Below are 17193 nucleotides of genomic sequence, written 5' to 3'. Positions count from 1 at the left end.
CCCGGAGGTGTTCATGCCAGCCTTCTCCGCTTGGCCGGCTGCGCTTGCCAGACCAGCTCCGCCGGCCAAGCTACCCGTGGCGGAGCGGCCCACCGTGCACTAACTCTACCCTTGGACCACCTCGTGGGGGCCGATCAAACGCGGGGCCAGCCTTCGGGCTGGCTTTTTTATTGCTGTGTCGTCACGACTGCCGATCGATAGAGCCGATCGGATGCTCGGCACAAAGCCGACTTTCTCGTCGAGCTGATGCTGTCCAAGCTGCCACGTTCCAGCGCGGCAGTTCCAATGCACTTGCCCTATTGGAACGCTGCACTCCGCGCTCGCTTTAGGGCGAAATAGCAGGGTGCGGTTTCCACCCCAGACCGAACCTGCCGAATGGCAGACGTACGCTCGCTCTGCCGGGGAAGGCTGTCAACGGTCATGGCGGCAGGGTCGGGTCGGTAGGAGGTCGTCCGCTTTTCCCGACAAAACGGCTTCGAAGCAGACCGGCCGGTTTCAGCCAGATCTAGAAACATGGGTATGCGCGACCGTACGAGGTACGAAGAGACCCTGTAGTCGCTTCCATCGCAGGGCCCTTTGATTGCAAATTCGAATTAGATGCCAGGGCTCGCGCATCATGTGTGAACCCGGCTACGACTTGCCGATGCCCGATCGTGGAGGGCGCAGGTAGCTCGCATGCCCGACACCCACCCGCTGATCCAGCGTCCAGGCCTGCGGGGCGCGCGTCCGCTCGCCGGGCTGCCCAGTTCGCCGCTCGCCTACGCCCTGCTCGCCCTGGCCTTGACGGCGGTCGGGTGGAACTTCGTGGCCGGCGATGCCGCTCGTCGCGAACGGTTGCACCGCCGAGAGTTGATCGGCCACAGCGAGCGCCTGCTCTCGACGATGAAGGATTTGGAGACCGGCATGCGCGGCTACGCGCTCACCGGCAAGCCCGAGTACCTCGAACCCTATGCCGATGCTCTCGGCCGCATCCCCGGTGAGAGCGCCTTCCTCGACAATCTCGACGGTGGCTCTTCCGATCCAGCGATCGCGGCACTCGCTCCCGTGCGCAAGCTGATCGGCGATGAGACGGTGTTCTCCGACCGGGTCGTGATCGCGCGGCGTGACCAGGGGTTCGACAGCGCAGAAGCCCTGATCGAGACCGGCGCGGGCAAGCGCCTGATGGATGCGATCCGTGCCGCCACCGCGACGGCCAACCGATCCGCCGCGGAGGCGTCGGCGGAGAACGACCGTCGCGACAGCTTGCGCTACACCGCTCTGACGGCGTTCAGCCTGCTTTGCGCGACCCTCGCGATCGTGCTGCTGGTCCGCCTCACGATAGTACGGCGCCGCGAGAGCCAACGCAGCAGCGGGCTGTTCGAGGGCGTGCTCGCCAATGCCCCGGTCGGGCTCGGCTTCCTCGACGGCGGGTTTAACATCCGTCACATGAACCGCGCCCTGGCGACGATGAGCGAGCGCGGCTTCGGCGCGGATCTCGGCGCACCGATCTGGACGCTTCTCCCTAAGCTGGAAGATCAGCTCACCCCGCTGCTGGAGGCGGCGCGCGACCACGGCCTCGTCAGCGCTGACGTGCCGGTCAGCGTGCCGAGCGAGAGCGCGCCGGGCGGGATGCGCCACTTCCGCATGAGCTTCTACCCGCTGTGCCAGGATGAAGGGTCGGCTGTGGCCACCGGCGTCGGCCTCGTCGTGGCGGACGTAACTACGGCCGTCCTGTCCGAGGCCCAGGTCCGAGCGGGCGAAGCGCTGCTGCGGAGCGTTCTCGACACACTGCCGGTGGGCGTGCTCATCGCCGACGCGCCGTCCGGACGGATCACCGGCCACAACGCCCGCGCCGAGACGATCCTCGGGCACGGGGTGCTGCCCGCGCAACCCGGCGAGGGACCGGCCCGCTGGGTCGGCTTCCACGAGAATGGCCGGCCGGTCGAGCCGAGCGAGTGGCCGCTGATCCAGGTGGTGCGCGCCGGCGAGCCACAGTCCGAGCTGGAGGTCGACTATCAGCGCGGCGACGGTGCCCGCGCCTGGGTCGGCTTCGCCGGCGCGCCGATGCGGGATGCCGAAGGCGCGCTCATCGGCGCTGTCGTTGTGGTGTCGGACATCGACGCGCGCAAGCGCTCCGAGCACGTCCTCGCGGCGGCGAAGGACGCCGCCGAGGAGGCCAACCGCGCCAAGTCCGAGTTCCTGGCCAACATGAGCCACGAGCTGCGCACCCCGCTCTCGGCGGTGATCGGCTACTCGGAGATGCTGCAGGAGGAGATGGAGGACGCCGGCCAGGCGGACCTGCTGCCCGATATGAAGAAGATCGAGGCGAACGCGCGCCACTTGCTCGGGCTGATCAACGACGTGCTCGATCTGTCGAAGATCGAGGCCGAGCGCATGGAGGTGTACCCGGAAAGTATCGACGTCGCCGCGACCGTGCGCGACGTCGCCGCCACGGTGGAAGCCCTGGTGGAGAAGAAGGGCAACGCCCTGGTCCTCGACATCGCGGACGGGCTTGGCGGTGCGTACACGGACGCGACCAAGCTGCGCCAGTGCCTGATCAACCTGCTGAGCAACGCGGCAAAGTTCACGGAAGGCGGGGAAATTACGCTGTCGGCACGCCGGCAGACGGACGCCGAGGGTGATCGGCTGGTGTTCGCGGTGGCCGACACCGGCATCGGCATGAGCGAGGAGCAGGCGTCACGCTTGTTCAAGCGCTTCAGTCAGGCCGACGCCTCGACCACGCGGCGCTTCGGCGGCACGGGGCTCGGGTTGGCGATCACCCGGGCGTTCGCGCACATGCTCGGCGGCGACATCGCGGTCGAGAGCCGTCAGGGTGAAGGTACGACCTTCACCCTGACGCTGCTGGCGAGCGTGGCCGAGGGCGAGGAGAGACAGGCGCAGGCGAGATCCCCGCGGGCGCCGCAACCCTCGGCCGAGTCGATAGCCGGCAGCGAGGTCTTGGTCATCGACGACGATCAAGCCACCCGTGACCTGCTCGCCCGCTTCCTGGCCAAGGAAGGCTTCCACGTCGCAACGGCGGCTGATGGAATGGCAGGGCTCGAGCAGGCGCGCACGCGGCGTCCGCGCGCAATCCTGCTGGACGTAACCATGCCGCGCATGGATGGATGGGCCGTGCTGCGCACCCTGCGCGTCGACCCGGAGCTCGGCGATCTGCCGGTGATCATGGTCACGGTGCTCGACGAGCAGAACCTCGCGTTCTCGCTCGGGGCGACCGACTACCTGCAGAAGCCGGTCGACTGGGTACAATTGAAGGAAGCGATGGAGCGGTTCCGGCCGAAGGCCCATGACGGGCCGGTGCTGGTCGTGGACGACGACGGCGACCTGCGCGCGTTGATGGCATCCCAGCTCACCCGGGACGGCTGGCAGGTGGTCACGGCGGCGGACGGCCGAGCGGGCCTGGCGGCGGTCGGCGAGCACCGGCCGCGGTTGATCCTGCTCGATTTGATGATGCCGGAACTCGACGGCTTCGGCTTCCTGCGCCTGCTGCGCACCCGCCCGGAGTGGTACGACATTCCCGTGGTGGTTCTGACGGCCAAGGACGTCACGGCGGACGACTTCCGCCAGCTGGCCGGGCAGGCCGACCGCGTGGTGCAGAAGGCCGGCCTGTCCTTCTCCGACCTCTCGGCGCTCCTGACGACGCTCTACGGAGCCGATCCCGCCGAGCATCAACACGGTGGGCTGGGATCTGATCAGGCCGACGGATCCGGGATGACGACGTCGTCCGAGTGATCAGCCCGTCGACGCATGCGCCAGATCAAAGATGTGGGTCGTCGGCCGCTCGGAGCCTGCCCGCCGCGATGGCCGTCCGGAACGCCTGATAGTCCGCCTCGTTCCGGTCACCGTAGGCCATCGCCCAATCGGCGAGGGCCTCCCGCAGGTCGGCGCGGCCATCGTGGCCGCAATAGCCCGCGATCGCCGCCGCATCCCCGGTCCGCGCATGGGCCTTGGCCAGCAGGGCGCCGTAGGCGTGCGAGAAGTACAGCAGCGACCGGCCGGTCATGCGCGCGACCGGAATCTCGCCCTTCATGTTCTTCATCTGCCGCACGTAGAACGGCCGACCATCGATCTTCGTCCAGCCCAGCAGCGGATCGCCCACCGCCTGCAGCAGACGCTGGCCGTAGATCACGCGCTCGCCCTCATGGTCGGCGTAGGGCTTGAGCATGCCGCGTAGATACGGCGCGTGGGCCGGTCGCACGGCTTCCTTGACCTGGAGGAAGAGCGCGTCCTGGTCCGAGTTGCCGCACAGCAGCGCGACGTACGCCCGGGTGCCGACGCTGCCGACGCCGACGACGCGGTGTGCGACGTCGACCACGTGGTAGCGGCTGAGCATGAACCGCCGCTCGCGCGGCAGCGTCTCGGCGTAACGCTCCAGGCCGGTGGTGACAGCCTCGCGCGTCGCCTCGTCGACGCGGACGAGGATCGGCGGCTCCTCGCGGAAGCGCCAGCCGCCGTCCGTGCGCCGCTCGCCCACTCGATCGAGCAAACTCGTGTTGTTCTTCCGCCGCGCCTTCTCGACAGCCTTGCGCACCACGGCCTGCGAACGCGCGTCGATCTCGATGCCGGCGAAAGCGAGGTCCTCGGCTCGCGCCGCGCGCTGCCAGACGTCGAGCGAACCGCGCGGGGCGAGGTCGTCCATCGTGTGCTGGTAACCAGCCACCGCGCTCAGTACCGCCTGCCGCCGTTCGGCCGGCGGGACGTCGGCATCCCGCGCGGCGACCTCGATGCTCGCGCACAGGCGCTTCAGGTCCCACTCCCACGGCCCGACCGTGACCTCGTCGAAGTCGTTGAGGTCGAGCACCACCTCGCCCTGGGGTGAGCCAAACAGGCCGAAGTTCGAGATATGGGCATCTCCGTTCATCACCACGTCGATCGCCCCGCGAGGTCCCTGTGCGAGATCCCAGGCCATGACCTGAGCAGCCCCGCGTAGGAAGGCGAACGGCGAGGACGCCATGCGGGCGACCCGCAGCGGAAGCAGGTGCGACTGTCGCCCGTCGTGGGCCGCCTCGATGAGCGTGACCGGGTCGGGACGGTCGCGGGCGAGATCGAGCACGGCATGAGCCGAATGCGGTAGATCCAGGCGCAGGATCTTGCCGGCGGCGCGACGTTTCTCCCACGGCTCCACGCCCGAGCGCAGGTCGATGTGCGGGAAGTCTGCCAGGGGCTCTAGGACCGCCTCCTCGGCAGCTCCGATCACCGCCTCATGCTCATCGGCCGCCGCCGATGAGGTATCCGTGGACTGCGCTGACCGTTCCATCGACCTCGTCCAACCGCCTCAGACCACACCAACGGTTCGACCAGGGAATAAACCTTCCCGCTCAACGTGGACTTAACCGCACACCGAACCCACCGCATCCTCAGCCACTATCGCTCGGCACCTCGCCCGCAGGGTTGCAGCCAAGCAGCGTGGCTGGGCGACGAAGGCCCCGCTCTCGTTCGCAACTATGACTATCCCCTCCCCATCATCACCCTGCGGCTCGAACTCACCGCGCGGTCTCAGCGTCGCGTGATCGCGATGGCGCAACGATTCTAGGGCGGCCGCCTAGATGGGATGAATGAAGATAAATTAGTCGCCAGCTGTACCCTCGGCGGTCGCATAGAATCTTCAGTGGCATCAACCTGTGATGCTTACTATTCGCGACCGAAGCCTCACACGCCGTTGCGCTAAGTTTGCCGATGCGAGGTGTGCGGTGACCGGTCCGCGGCTGTGACCTCGCTGCAACTGGTCCGCCGTATCCACCGAAGTTGGGGTCTAACCGTCTTGTCCATCCTGTGTCTCAACCGTATCCGTTAAGCAGAAAAGTAAAGCAAAACAGCAGTTTATAACAATTTCAAACAACAAGGCAGCCACGTTGCATCTCTTTGCGGCGAGCGCGGGCGGCTGCTTGGATCGGGCTCGGGGCTATGAAGATCATTAGCACTCAACACACCATGGTACGCTCGCTCGCCCTCGCGGGCGTTTCCCTCGCGGTGCTCGGCGGCGCGATGGGACGAACCTCCGCTCAGGAGGCGAACACGCCGCGACGGGGCGTCTCGGCGAACGCAGGTAGCGTGCAGCTCGACGAGTTGAGTGTCGAGAGCCGGGGCGCCGGTGAGCGCTATGGGCCGGTCTCGTCCGGACAACCGGGACCCGGCCAGCCCGAGAACCCGAATGGGCCAATCGACGGCTTCGTCGCCAAGCGCTCCGTCACCGCTCTCAAAACCAACACGCCGCTGATCGAGACGCCGCAGTCGATCACCGTCGTAGGACGCCAGCAACTCGACGCCCAGAACGCGCAGAACCTATCCCAGGCGACGCAGTACGTGGCCGGCACCTACGCCAGCCCGTTCGGCTACGACACGCGCTTGGACTACTTCCTCCTGCGCGGCTTCGTGGCGAGCGACTACGGCCTCTACCTGAACGGCTTGCAGACGCTGAACTACGGCTTCGGCTACTTCCGCTACGACACCTTCGGGCTGGAGCGCGTCGAGGTGCTGCGCGGGCCCGCTGCGGTGCTGTTCGGCGCCGGCCCGATCGGCGGCATCATCAACCAGGTCAGCAAGCGCCCAACCGAGGATCCGTTCGGCTACGTCGAGGTCGGCGGCGGCTCGTATGGTCAGAAGTACGCCGCCTTCGACGTCGGCGGCCCGGTCGACAAGGAGGGGCACTACTTCTATCGCTTGACCGGATACGGCCGCAACGGTGGCACGCAGATCGACGGTCTGCAGGACAACAGCTACTTCATCGCACCCGCGTTCACCTACAAGCCGGACGGGGCGACGACCTTCACGGTCCTGACCGCATTCCAGCATGACACGACCGGCGTGTCGGCGAACTTCCTGCCCTACGCCGGCACGGTTCGCCCGCAGGCGCTTGGCCTGCGCATCCTGCGCTCGACCAACGTCGGGGATCGCGACTTCAACACCTTCCAGCGCGATCAGGCGTTCCTCGGCTACCAGTTCGAGCACGTCTTCAACGACACGTGGTCGTTCCGTCAGAACCTGCGCTACTCGTTCGGCGACAGCTATCAGAACTCGTACATCGGCAACGGCTACGCCTTCGGAGACGCGACGCAGACCCAGCTCGCCCGCTACCAGTTCCTCGTGAAGGACCGGGTCAACATCTTCCAGGTCGACAATCAGGCAGAGGCGCGCTTCTTCGACGGCTTCTTCCGCCATGATCTGCTCATGGGTGTCGACTACAAGGATTACCGGCTGAGCGACAATCAGGGCACGAACTTCGGCGCGAACCCGTTCTACTCCGCGCCGGACCTCAACATCCTGGCCCCTGCTTACGGTGGTCCCGCCGGCACGCCGGGTCCCTACCAGGTCAACTTCGACACCTTCAAGCAGCTCGGCCTCTACGGGCAGGATCAGATCAAGCTCACCGACCAACTGACCCTGTTGGTCGGTGTTCGCCAGGACTTCGCCGAGAACCGGATCAACGACAAGCTCACCAATGGCGCCCGGAACGACGGTCGCAATGATACCGCGACCACCTACCGTACGGCGCTGATCTACAACTTCGACTTCGGCCTCGCGCCGTACGTCAGCTACTCGACCTCATTCCAGCCCTTGATTGGCACCGACATCAACAACCGAACGTTCAGGCCCGAGACGGGTGACCAGATCGAGGGTGGCGTCAAGTTCGAGCCGCCGGGCCAGGGCTACTTCGTCACCTTGGCCGGCTTCGACATCCACCGCCAGAACGTGCTGACGGCGAACCCAACCAACCCACAGTTCCAGTCGCAGCTCGGCGAGGTGCGCTCGACCGGATTCGAGGCGCAGCTCACCGCCACCGTGTTCAGCGGCCTCAACGTGTCCGCCTCGTACACGATCTACGGGCTGACCAACGAGAAGAACGGTGATCCCACCCTCATCGGTAAGGTTCCGGTGAACACCCCGGAGAACTTCGCCAACGTGTTCTTCGACTACACCTTCCCGACAGGCGAGCTGCGCGGCTTCGGGTTCGGCGGCGGTGCGCGTTACATCGGTCGGTCCTTCGCGGATCAGGCCAATATTTTCCACGTGCCTGAGTACGTGCTGTTCGACGCGCAGGTTCACTACAACTGGGATCGTTGGCGCTTCCAGGTGAACGCGACGAACATCGCTGATCGGCGCTTCGTCTCGTCCTGTCAGACGGTCAACGCCTGTTTTTACGGTCAGGCGAGACAGGTATTGGCGAGCATCAGCTATAAGTGGTGAGGAGACACTCCTGCAGTTCGCCTGCCATGCGTTGAGCCTGCGGCGCACCACTCAATCTGTGGTGCGTCGGTCGTCAGATGGTCGCTCCGGGGGGGGCGCGCCATTTGCGGTCAATTCTCAGGCCACGCCGGCGTGGACGTGATCGCGCCATCGCCACGGGATCGAGGGCGCGGGCTTCATCGGTCCACCCGGCATCGGACAGCTTCTTCAGCATGGCCGACCAGAAGGGTCGATGGCGCCATCGACTGAAACGTCGATAGACGGAGCCGCGCGGACCGTACACTGCCGGGCAATCTGGCCACCGGCATCCTGTCAGCGACACATGGATGATGCCGGACACGGTGTGACGGTCGTCTAGGTGCTCGGCGACTGAGTTAGGCATGTAGGGGGCAATGACAGCCCACTGCGCGTCGCTGAGCCAGAACAAGCCTTCCTGATCGACCATACGACGTAGGCCATCCGCGACGCTCTAACCTTTTTAGAATAGCTCCAATGAGATCGCAAGGCTTTCGGTGCCGACTCGACGAGCCAGGCGTCAGACGGTCTACATCGATTTGCTGATGTTCCAGCAAAAGTAATCTCTTTAGAATCAACTTATTATTTTCGGATGCGTCTAGAAATTTTACATAAAAATCCGAACTTTCGTGGCCAGATCGCAGTCGTTAGCTGGTACAGCGTTAGTATGTTGTCGGCTTTCGAGTAACGACTCAACTTCATATGTCCACCTCTTCCGAAATTTCAAGTTGGCTAACGGACGGCCGCCTTGGGGGAGCGCCGACAGCCGTCCGAACAGCTGGATTGGGTCATCAAAAAGCTGTCCGCTTCTCCAGTGCTTTTTCCCCGAAGCGGACCGGCCGCTGTCGGCCAGCTTCAGCCACATCGGCAGCCGCGTCGGAATGGCTGGGTTGGGTGGTTTGCTGCCCGTCCGCTTTGTAGCAGCAATGCATGGAAGCTGACATCGCCGCCGAGCCCGCTCATGACCCATGCCATTCTACGGTTACTTCCACTATTAGGCCAATATTCATGTCCGCGACATGCTCCTCGTGTGACGACTATACGATCAATCAGTCCGGTTTTGACAGATCGACCCGGATCTTGCTCAATATTTCTTCCGCAGACCGCAGGATCGGTGTCGGATCGGGGTGTGATATAGTATCTAAGTCGAATGTAGCTTGTGCATTATAAAAACGCCCAACAACTCGATAGAGCCTTGTCGGACCTTTTACCGTCTTTGAAGGGACCATCATAATGACGATTGTAGGTTCGCCCAAAAATTTTGGTCCTAAGGTTGCTCCACTGCTTAAAATAGCCTTTTCTCCTGCTGCTCGATTAGGATTATCGGCGAGGTGAATGGCCACCATCTCCGGGCCGAAAGGTTTGCCACTGGGGTAGCGTTTCAACGAAACATACTGCACCAGCAATGGGAACGCGGCCTGCTCTTTGCAATAATGGCGCAACTCACGATCTCTATGTATCTTTTCTTGTCCCGTACTTTCCAAAAAATCTGGTTGCATGGCGCTTGGTATAGAAAGAGAAACGCCGCCAACAATGGCTTCTACTACGCGCAATGGTGTGCACGGGCCGACATAAGTCGCTCGACCCGGAGGCGTTAGCATCGCCGCAACGACGCATCCACCCAGAAACAAAACAAACAAGCCAAGGATCGTTCTCATTGCGTATTTCGTAGGGACGGGGCGGTCACCCGCACCCTCATTCCCGCAGTTTGATTGGGCCGTGTAAACTTAAGATGCAAGCTTACCAGGATCAGGATGGCGACTGCTTATCAACCCCCACGAAGCTGCCAGATGAATGACCAACGGCCGCTTTTCAGGAAGCGGAGACGGCGGTCCTGACGACCGAGATGGGTCGAAAGCTGCGCGTCCGCTTTTCTGACAGACCTGCTCCGAAGCGGACAGGCCGCTTACGGCCAGATCCGGCCAGGGGCATCGACCCTGGCCCATTTGCCGACCATTCGTTCCGACGAGGCCGACCTTAAACCTGGAAAGAAAGCATGGCCCGCGTCCCACCCGTGCCCGTTCCGTAGATCAGGGCAGAGTGCAGGTTGGTCGCCATCGCGCGGACTATGCGTGAGCCGAGGCCCGTTCCACGCGGTTTGCCCTCGCCGCTCCAGCCCACCCCGTCGTCCTCGACAATTAGCATCAAGCCACCCGCGTCCGCCCGCCCGATAGCTACGCGGATCTCTCCGCGGATCTCCGGCGGGTAAGCGTACTTGTATGCGTTGGTCACCAACTCCGTGACTACCACCCCCAGGGAAACGGCCTTGTCGGTGGCAAGCCGCACCGGCTCGGCGCTGAGCCGAATCGCGTGATCGCGGCCGCTCGCTCGCATCGAGACTTGTAATTCTTCGACCAAGCTCGCGAGGTAGGCGTCGAGTTCAACCGCCTCGACGTCGTCCGAGGTGTAGAGCCGCCGATGTATCCCGGCGATGGCCGAGATGCGTGCCTGCATCTCCAGCAGTGCAGCCTTGGCCGCTGGGTCCGACACGGCAGCGGTCTGCATATGCGTGAGCGCCGCAACAAGCGCGAGCGAGTTCGCGACGCGATGATTGACCTCCCGAAGGAGCATCTCCGCCCGGTCGCGCGCCTCGCGCACGGCGGCTTCTGCCCGCTCCTTGGCCCGCCGGAGTTCTTCCTGCCGTAGCGCCGTGTCGACAGCCTCCCCCAGCAGTTCGCGGAACTGGCCCTGAACGTCCTTCCACACGTAGTCGACGGCCCCGGCTTTCAGCGCCGCCACGGCAACCCGACTGTCCTCCGAACCGGTGACGTAGATGACGGGCGGCGGGTTCGGCAACACGCGGATCTTGGGCAAAAGGTCGAGCCCACTTTGCCCCGGCATGTGATGGTCGAGGGCCACCAAGTCGATGCCGCCCTGGGTCAGCCGCATCAAGCCCGACTCGCCGTCGGCCACGAGCTCGACGGTATGGCCGCGTGCGGTTAGCGAGCGCTGCACCAGCCGCCCGAGGCCGGGATCGTCGTCGATGTACAGGATGCGTGCGGACACCGCGTCCATGGTCGGGCCGTCGGTCAGGGGCTTCATGGGTTCTCGGGCACCTGCATCACCGAGAAGAACAGGCCGAGCTGACGGATCGCGTTGGCGAAGCCTTCGTAATTGACTGGCTTGGTGATGTAGACGTTGGCGCCGAGATCGTAGCAGCGCTGGACCTCGCGACTGTCGTCTGTGGTCGTGAGTATCACGACGGGGGAGCGCTTGGTGTGCGGGTTGGCCTTCACCTTTTCCAGAATGTCGATGCCGGTCATGTCTGGCAGATTGAGGTCGAGGAGGATCAGCAGATGGCGCCGCGCGCTCGCCTCGCCCGAGCCGTCCGGTCCGAGCAGGTATGCCAGTGCCGACGTTCCGTCACGGAATGTCACGATCTCGTTGTTGACACCGGCACGGCGAATATTGCGCTCGATCAGCCGGGCGTGGCCCTCGTCATCCTCGATCATCACGATGCTGACAGAGTGCACGGCGGGCTCCCAGGTCATTCCGCGGCCAGCCGCATCGCTTCGCCGTCGATGGGCTTTGCTGTAGCCGCCGTCCGAGGCAGCGTCACGCTGAAGGTCGTGCCGCGGCCGAGTTCGGAGGCGACGTCGATGCGGCCGCCGAGCGAGCGGACCAGGGCCTTGACGTGGGCGAGTCCGATCCCTTCGCCAGGACGGTCCTGTACGCCCGAGCGGCGGAACAGTTCGAACACGCGGGCGTGGTCGCGCTCGGCGATGCCGCGTCCGTTGTCAGTGACGGCGAAGCGGACTCGGCGTTCGCCCAGCGACTGGGCCGTGACCTCGACCAATCCGGGCCGAGCGGGATCGAGGTACTTGACCGCGTTATCGATGAGGTTGCCGAACACCTGCTCGACCGCCAGCCGGTCGGCCACGATCCGTGGCAGATCCGGCGCGACGGTGACCGTCGCGCCGGCCGCCTCAGTCTGGTGTCGCTGCGCGTCGGCGATGCTCTGGATCAGGGCGGTCGTTTCAAGGGGCTCCACGCTGAACGTGCGCCGGCCCTCGCGCGAGAGTTTTAGGATGGCGGCGATCAAGCCCTCCATCCGATTGACGGCAGCCTTGATGAAGCCGAGTGCCTCGCCGAGATCTGCGTCGATCCGGGATGCATGCGGATGAGAATCGAGCGCGGCGCGCACGTCCTCGCGCGTCGCCTCTAACTCGCTGGTGAAACCCATGACGTTGACCAGCGGAGACCGCAGGTCGTGGCTGACGATGTACGCATACCGCTGAAGTTCTTCGTTTGACTCCCGCAGCTCAGCCTCCGCCTCGCGCTGCTCCGTGATGTCGGTGTGAACGCCGACCCATTCGCGGATAACTCCGCGCGCATCCCGCACCGGCACTGCCCTGATCGCGCAGTGGCGCCAGCTCCCGTCCACGTCCTGCACCCGGTGCTCATGGACAAAGGTGCCTTGTCGGGCGAGATTCGCCTGCCATGCAGCGATCGTGGCCGGCGCGTCATCGGGATGGACGGCTTCGGCCCAGCCAAACCCTTCATACTCTGCGCGGGCCTGCCCGGTCAGCGCCGACCAGCCGGGTTGCTCGCCGACCATCCGGCCCTCGGCGTCGTTGGTCCAAAGCACGCCACGCACGGCTTGGACCGCGGCGCGGAAGCGCGCCTCGCTCGCCCGTAGGTCGCGCTGGACTCGCTGCTGATCGATGGACGAGGCGAGCATGGCCAGGAACAGGATCAGGAAGGTCGCGCCGGCGACGTACAAGGCGAGAGATTGCTGTCCGGGATTAAGAATTGCGGCATGTGCGTGATGGGCACCTGCTTCCTCAGCGGTAAAGGTGGCTGCGGCCATGCCGGTGTAGTGCATGCCGGCCACGGCCAAACCCATGACGCAAGCGGCCGCTAATTTCTGTCCGAGGCCGTGCTGCCGGAACGTCAACCACAAGGCGGTCGTCGCCGCTGTTACCGCGATCACGACGGATAGAACGACGATGGTCGGGTTATAGGCGAGGTTGCCCGGCACCCGCATCGCCGCCATGCCGGTGTAGTGCATCCCCGCGACGCCAAAGCCCATCAGCGGTCCGCTGATCAGGATGTCCCGCCGGAGCCCTCCGGTCCGGTTGACCCAAGCGAAAGCGGCGCCGGTGGTGCCGACGGCGATCAGGAGTGAGAGTAGAGTGAGGCCGAGGTCGTAGGCGGCTGGCAGACCCATCTCGAAAGCAAGCATGCCAACGAAATGCATCGACCAGATGCCGCCCCCCATCGCCAACGACGCCCCGGCGATCCACGCCAACCGCAAGCCGGTTGGGGTACCCCGGACGCGAGCTCCGAGATCGAGCGCGGTGTAGGCAGCGAAGACCGCGATGGCGATCGAGAGGGCGACGAGGGCAGGATTGTAGCCAGTGTGGACCATCGATGCGGCAGCGAGCACAAAAAAGGGATCAGGAGATCTCGCACTGTTCGAGGCCGAAAGGAACCGCTTCGCCGTGAACGTGTGCCATATCCATATCCCGCCTTCCGCGTGACTCCAGTTGGTCGGCGGCCCAGGCGCACGGCTCGGCGTAGGTGAATGGAGCCCTGAGAGCGTAGCATACCCTTAGGCGGAGATACTGGTACACCGTGGGAAGGTGATAGCAGTCAAATTAAAAAGAACATGACCGGTGTCTTGCGGCCGAATGATCCGATCGATCAGAGTTTTAATCGTAGTTGATTAATCAAAATCATTGATTCACGCTCTTTAAATGCCGGTAGCTAAAGTGCTGTACGATCATTCGCTGTTGGATTGTTCAGGTATTATCCTATTTGTGCAAACCAGCGTTCGCTCAATTGCGTCATATAACTTCAAATTACCCAGGTGCTATTGGCCAGATCCAGCCGGTTGATTCGCGCTTAACGCGGTTGGCCCGTGCACCCAAGCATGATCACCGCACCGGACAACTGGCCATAACGTTCGTTTCGTTCCAGTTCTAGCAGCTGCGGGAAACGCTCGCTTTCCATAGCTCACGGGTCGTGACACTCACTACCCATGAGCAGCTTGCACAAATTGATCGGGACGGTCGCCCGCCGGCGTCATTCGCCGGTAATCGACTACGGTGTTACGCTGGTGTTGATCGGCGCCATGACGTTCGTTCGGTTCCTGGCTCCGGCCCATGTTGCCCCGTTTCTGCTGTACATTCCTGTCCTCCTGGTCGTCACCCTGGCTTTCGGCTGGGGGGCCGGGACGCTGGCGCTGTCGTTGTCCACCTTGATCGCCACGTGGTTCTATACGCGCGACGGGATACTCGGCGGCGTCGACGTCGCGCTGTTGTGTCAGTACGTGACGGTCGGCGCGACCATGGTGTGGATCTGCCACGCGTTGCGCCGCTCCGTCGTGCAGAACGAAGCCACGCTGGAGCGGCTTAACGCAGCGAACTACATCCTCGTTGATAGGGAGGCGGCGCTGACCAGCGCCAACGCTGCGGCGGAGGCTGCTAAGGAAGTGGCTGAGCAGGCTAACACTGCGAAGAGCGATTTCCTGGCGAATATGAGCCACGAACTCCGCACCCCACTTTCCGCCATCATCGGCTACAGCGAGATGATGGGGGAGGAGATCGCGGACGGCTGCGATGCATCGAACCTTGTAGCTGACATTGGCAAGGTCGAGCGCAACGCCCGTCACCTGCTCGGGCTCATCAACGATGTGTTGGACCTCTCGAAAGTCGAGAGCGGCAAGATGGATGTCTATGTCGAAGATTTTGCTGTGGAAGACATGCTGCGTGACGTGGCGAGTTCGGTCGCGACGCTGGTCAGCAAGAAGGGCAACACATTGAAGATGCAACTCGCGCCCGAGTTGGGCCGGATGCGTTCCGACCTGACCAAGACGCGGCAGGTGCTGTTCAATTTCCTGAGCAACGCAGCCAAGTTCACGGAAAGCGGGACCATCACGCTTGCCGCCGCGCGCATCACCGACGTTCCGTGTGGCGACAGGCTTTCTTTCTCAGTCGCGGATACTGGAATAGGGATGACGGCTGAGCAAGTGTCGCGCTTGTTCCGGCGTTTCGAGCAGGCCGATGCTTCGACAACACGCAACTTTGGCGGGACCGGGCTCGGCCTTTCACTGACACGTTCTTTCGCCGACATGCTCGCGGGGACCATCACGGTGTCCAGCGTCCCAGGCCAGGGCAGCAAGTTTGCCTTCACCGTGCCAGCGACCTACGTCGCCGCGGTCGACGAGCAAACCTCGCCTGATCCGGACGTCATCGCTGACGATGAAGTGGGACGCGATCTCATCTTGGTCATCGACGACGATACGGACCAACTCGCGCTTACCACGCGGTTTCTTCATCGCGAGGGCTTCCGGGTACGGACAGCCACGAACGGTAGGAGTGGGCTCGATCTGGCCCGAATGCTGCGGCCTCGGGCCATACTGTTGGACGTGATGATGCCAGGCGTGGACGGATGGTCGGTGCTGAGCCAGATCAAAGCCGACGAGATGCTGGCGCCGATCCCGGTCGTGATGGTGACGTCTGTCGATCAGCGCAATCTCGCGGCATCGCTCGGCGCCGCGGACTACATGCTGAAGCCGGTCGACTGGTCGCGGTTCGGCAAAATCGTGAACCAGTTCAGGCTGGCGGAGACGGACTGGCGCGGTACCGTGCTCCTTGTTGAGGACGAGGCCGTAACCCGCATGGCGATGCGCGCCACCCTAGAGGAAGACGGCTGGTCGGTCGTGGAAGCCGCGAACGGCGAGGAAGGCTTGCAACTCGCGGGCGATACCAGGCCGGACGTTGTGATCGTAGACCTGAACATGCCCGTTATGGATGGTTTCGGATTCCTCGAGGGCGTTCGAGGGCTGCCCGGGTGCTCTGATATCCCGGTGATCGTGCTGACAGGTCGAGAATTCTCTGTGGTGGACCGAAGCAAGCTTCGCGGCGCGAGCCAGATCCTCAATCGCGGCGACTTCGCCTCGGCGAGTCTCGCTGAAAGGCTGAAGGGACTCTCAGCCTGAGAAAGGCGAGGACGGCTCAGCCGTATTATCGTCGTGCCCTCTTCGGTGTCCGCTTTGGCGGCAGTTATTCTTCGAAGCGGACATACTGTTAACGGCCAGATCCTGTCGTTCGTGGCCGCCCAGACGTTGGCGCCCGGAACCATCTTTTATCGGCGTGTGATGTGCGGCCTGCGTCAGGAAGTCCGGTTTGTTCGTTCTTCGATTATGCGGAGCGCCTCGAGCCGCTCATCGTCGTTCGGAAGTGCGCGGAAAGCCCGGATCAACCTGGCGAGCAGGTATGTGCCGTGCAGATCACCGGCCTTCTCCAGTTCGACAGCAATTTCAGTCGCAAACGCTTGCACAGGTACGCTGAGGGCTGCCGCAATCAATCGCAGAAGATGATCGTCTCGCTCGTCGTGCGCCAAGGGCTACTCGAATTCTCTGTCGGCCGATGCGGGATGCCCCGTACCTAGACGATCAAACCGAGCCGGAAACCTTCGGCAACAGACTGCGCCCGATTGCGTGTTCGAAGTTTCGTGCGCACCCCGCGCAGGTGTGAGTCGACCCCGTGTTCCGAGATGCCCATGATCTCGCCGATTTCCCAGTCGGTTTTTCCTTCAGCGGTCCACTGAAGGGTCTCACGCTCGCGAGGTGAAAGGCCGGCGGATTGTTCGATTGGCTGACCGCGCACAAGCAGGCCGTGACCGAAGGCGTAGCTCGCGACAAGCGGCAGCATTCCGCGATGCCCAGGGGCCATCGCAAGCATGCGGCCGAGTTTGGGCTTAGCGACGGCTACACGGTCCCCCTGACGACCGTCGAGGGTGAGATCGGCGGGATGAGCTTTGCGGGCCGCCGGCCCGAGATAGCCCCTGAGCATCGCGGAATGCTGACGCTTGTCGCGAGCTACGCCGTCGGTTACGGCCTGCTTGTGCGCGGTCAGCCAATCGAACAATCCGCCGGCCTTTCACCTCGCGAGCGGGAGACCCTTCAGTGGACCGCTGAAGGAAAAACCGACTGGGAAATCGGCGAGATCATGGGCATCTCGGAACAACGGGTCGAATCACACCTGCGCG

12 protein-coding genes and 1 pseudogene are annotated in these 17193 nt (G+C 63.7%); 5 read left to right on the top strand and 8 right to left on the bottom strand.

The window, feature by feature from the left end; genetic code table 11:
• Positions 1-675: 675 nt before the first annotated feature.
• Positions 676-3729 (top strand): response regulator, encoded by a 3054-nt coding sequence (locus tag MKK65_RS08555; protein WP_243957028.1) that lies wholly within the window; start codon positions 676-678, stop codon positions 3727-3729.
• Between the two features lie 25 nt (positions 3730-3754).
• Here MKK65_RS08555 and MKK65_RS08550 read toward each other — a convergent pair whose 3' ends face one another.
• A complete protein-coding gene (locus tag MKK65_RS08550; RefSeq protein ID WP_243957027.1) occupies positions 3755-5254 on the bottom strand; it encodes a DUF2252 domain-containing protein in 1500 nt (499 codons plus the stop codon).
• Between the two features lie 674 nt (positions 5255-5928).
• Here MKK65_RS08550 and MKK65_RS08545 point away from each other — a divergent pair.
• Positions 5929-8181, top strand: a complete 2253-nt coding sequence (locus tag MKK65_RS08545) for a TonB-dependent siderophore receptor (protein ID WP_243957026.1) — start codon at positions 5929-5931, stop codon at positions 8179-8181.
• Positions 8182-8254: 73 nt separating this feature from the next.
• Here the strand turns inward: MKK65_RS08545 and MKK65_RS08540 are convergent, their stop codons facing one another.
• The 5 genes from MKK65_RS08540 to MKK65_RS08520 all read right to left on the bottom strand — a co-directional run bounded on the left by MKK65_RS08540 (position 8255) and on the right by MKK65_RS08520 (position 13567).
• The gene (locus MKK65_RS08540) at positions 8255-8626 is read right to left on the bottom strand and encodes a transposase (protein ID WP_147939981.1); all 372 of its coding nucleotides are present in this window, start codon (positions 8624-8626) and stop codon (positions 8255-8257) included.
• Between the two features lie 619 nt (positions 8627-9245).
• Positions 9246-9854, bottom strand: a complete 609-nt coding sequence (locus MKK65_RS08535) for a hypothetical protein (protein WP_243957025.1) — start codon at positions 9852-9854, stop codon at positions 9246-9248.
• Positions 9855-10173: 319 nt separating this feature from the next.
• Positions 10174-11238, bottom strand: a complete 1065-nt coding sequence (locus MKK65_RS08530) for a response regulator (protein WP_243957024.1) — start codon at positions 11236-11238, stop codon at positions 10174-10176.
• Positions 11235-11687 carry a response regulator gene (locus MKK65_RS08525; protein ID WP_243957023.1) on the bottom strand — a complete coding sequence of 151 codons (453 nt, stop codon included), beginning with the start codon at positions 11685-11687 and terminating at the stop codon, positions 11235-11237. Before MKK65_RS08525 ends, MKK65_RS08530 begins: the two co-directional genes overlap by 4 nt.
• Complete coding sequence (locus tag MKK65_RS08520; protein ID WP_243957030.1) at positions 11684-13567, bottom strand: MHYT domain-containing protein; 1884 nt, start codon at positions 13565-13567, stop codon at positions 11684-11686. The genes MKK65_RS08525 and MKK65_RS08520 overlap by 4 nt, the downstream gene beginning before the upstream one ends.
• 612 nt (positions 13568-14179) lie before the next feature.
• On the opposite strand from MKK65_RS08520, the gene MKK65_RS08515 reads away from it, so the two are divergent.
• Positions 14180-16141, top strand: coding sequence for a response regulator (locus MKK65_RS08515; RefSeq protein WP_243957022.1), 1962 nt, complete (start codon positions 14180-14182; stop codon positions 16139-16141).
• 173 nt (positions 16142-16314) lie between these two features.
• On the opposite strand, the gene MKK65_RS08510 is transcribed toward MKK65_RS08515, so the two are convergent.
• Positions 16315-16545: a hypothetical protein gene (locus MKK65_RS08510; protein ID WP_243957021.1), complete on the bottom strand. Its 231-nt coding sequence runs from the start codon at positions 16543-16545 to the stop codon at positions 16315-16317.
• Between the two features lie 44 nt (positions 16546-16589).
• On the bottom strand, positions 16590-16856 hold the full coding sequence (locus MKK65_RS08505) for a helix-turn-helix domain-containing protein (RefSeq protein ID WP_243957019.1): 267 nt from the start codon (positions 16854-16856) through the stop codon (positions 16590-16592).
• Positions 16857-16862: 6 nt separating this feature from the next.
• Between MKK65_RS08505 and MKK65_RS31150 the strand changes: the two are divergent.
• Both MKK65_RS31150 and MKK65_RS31145 read left to right on the top strand, forming a co-directional pair.
• Positions 16863-16970: pseudogene (locus tag MKK65_RS31150) on the top strand (autoinducer binding domain-containing protein); the annotation flags it as partial.
• A gap of 33 nt (positions 16971-17003) precedes the next feature.
• On the top strand, positions 17004-17193 hold a 190-nt coding region (locus tag MKK65_RS31145; RefSeq protein ID WP_279596604.1), incomplete at its 3' end, for a helix-turn-helix transcriptional regulator.

This window comes from Methylobacterium sp. J-001 (genome assembly GCF_022829565.1).
GTDB lineage: Bacteria > Pseudomonadota > Alphaproteobacteria > Rhizobiales > Beijerinckiaceae > Methylobacterium.
This window is presented reverse-complemented; position numbering and strand designations above follow the sequence as displayed.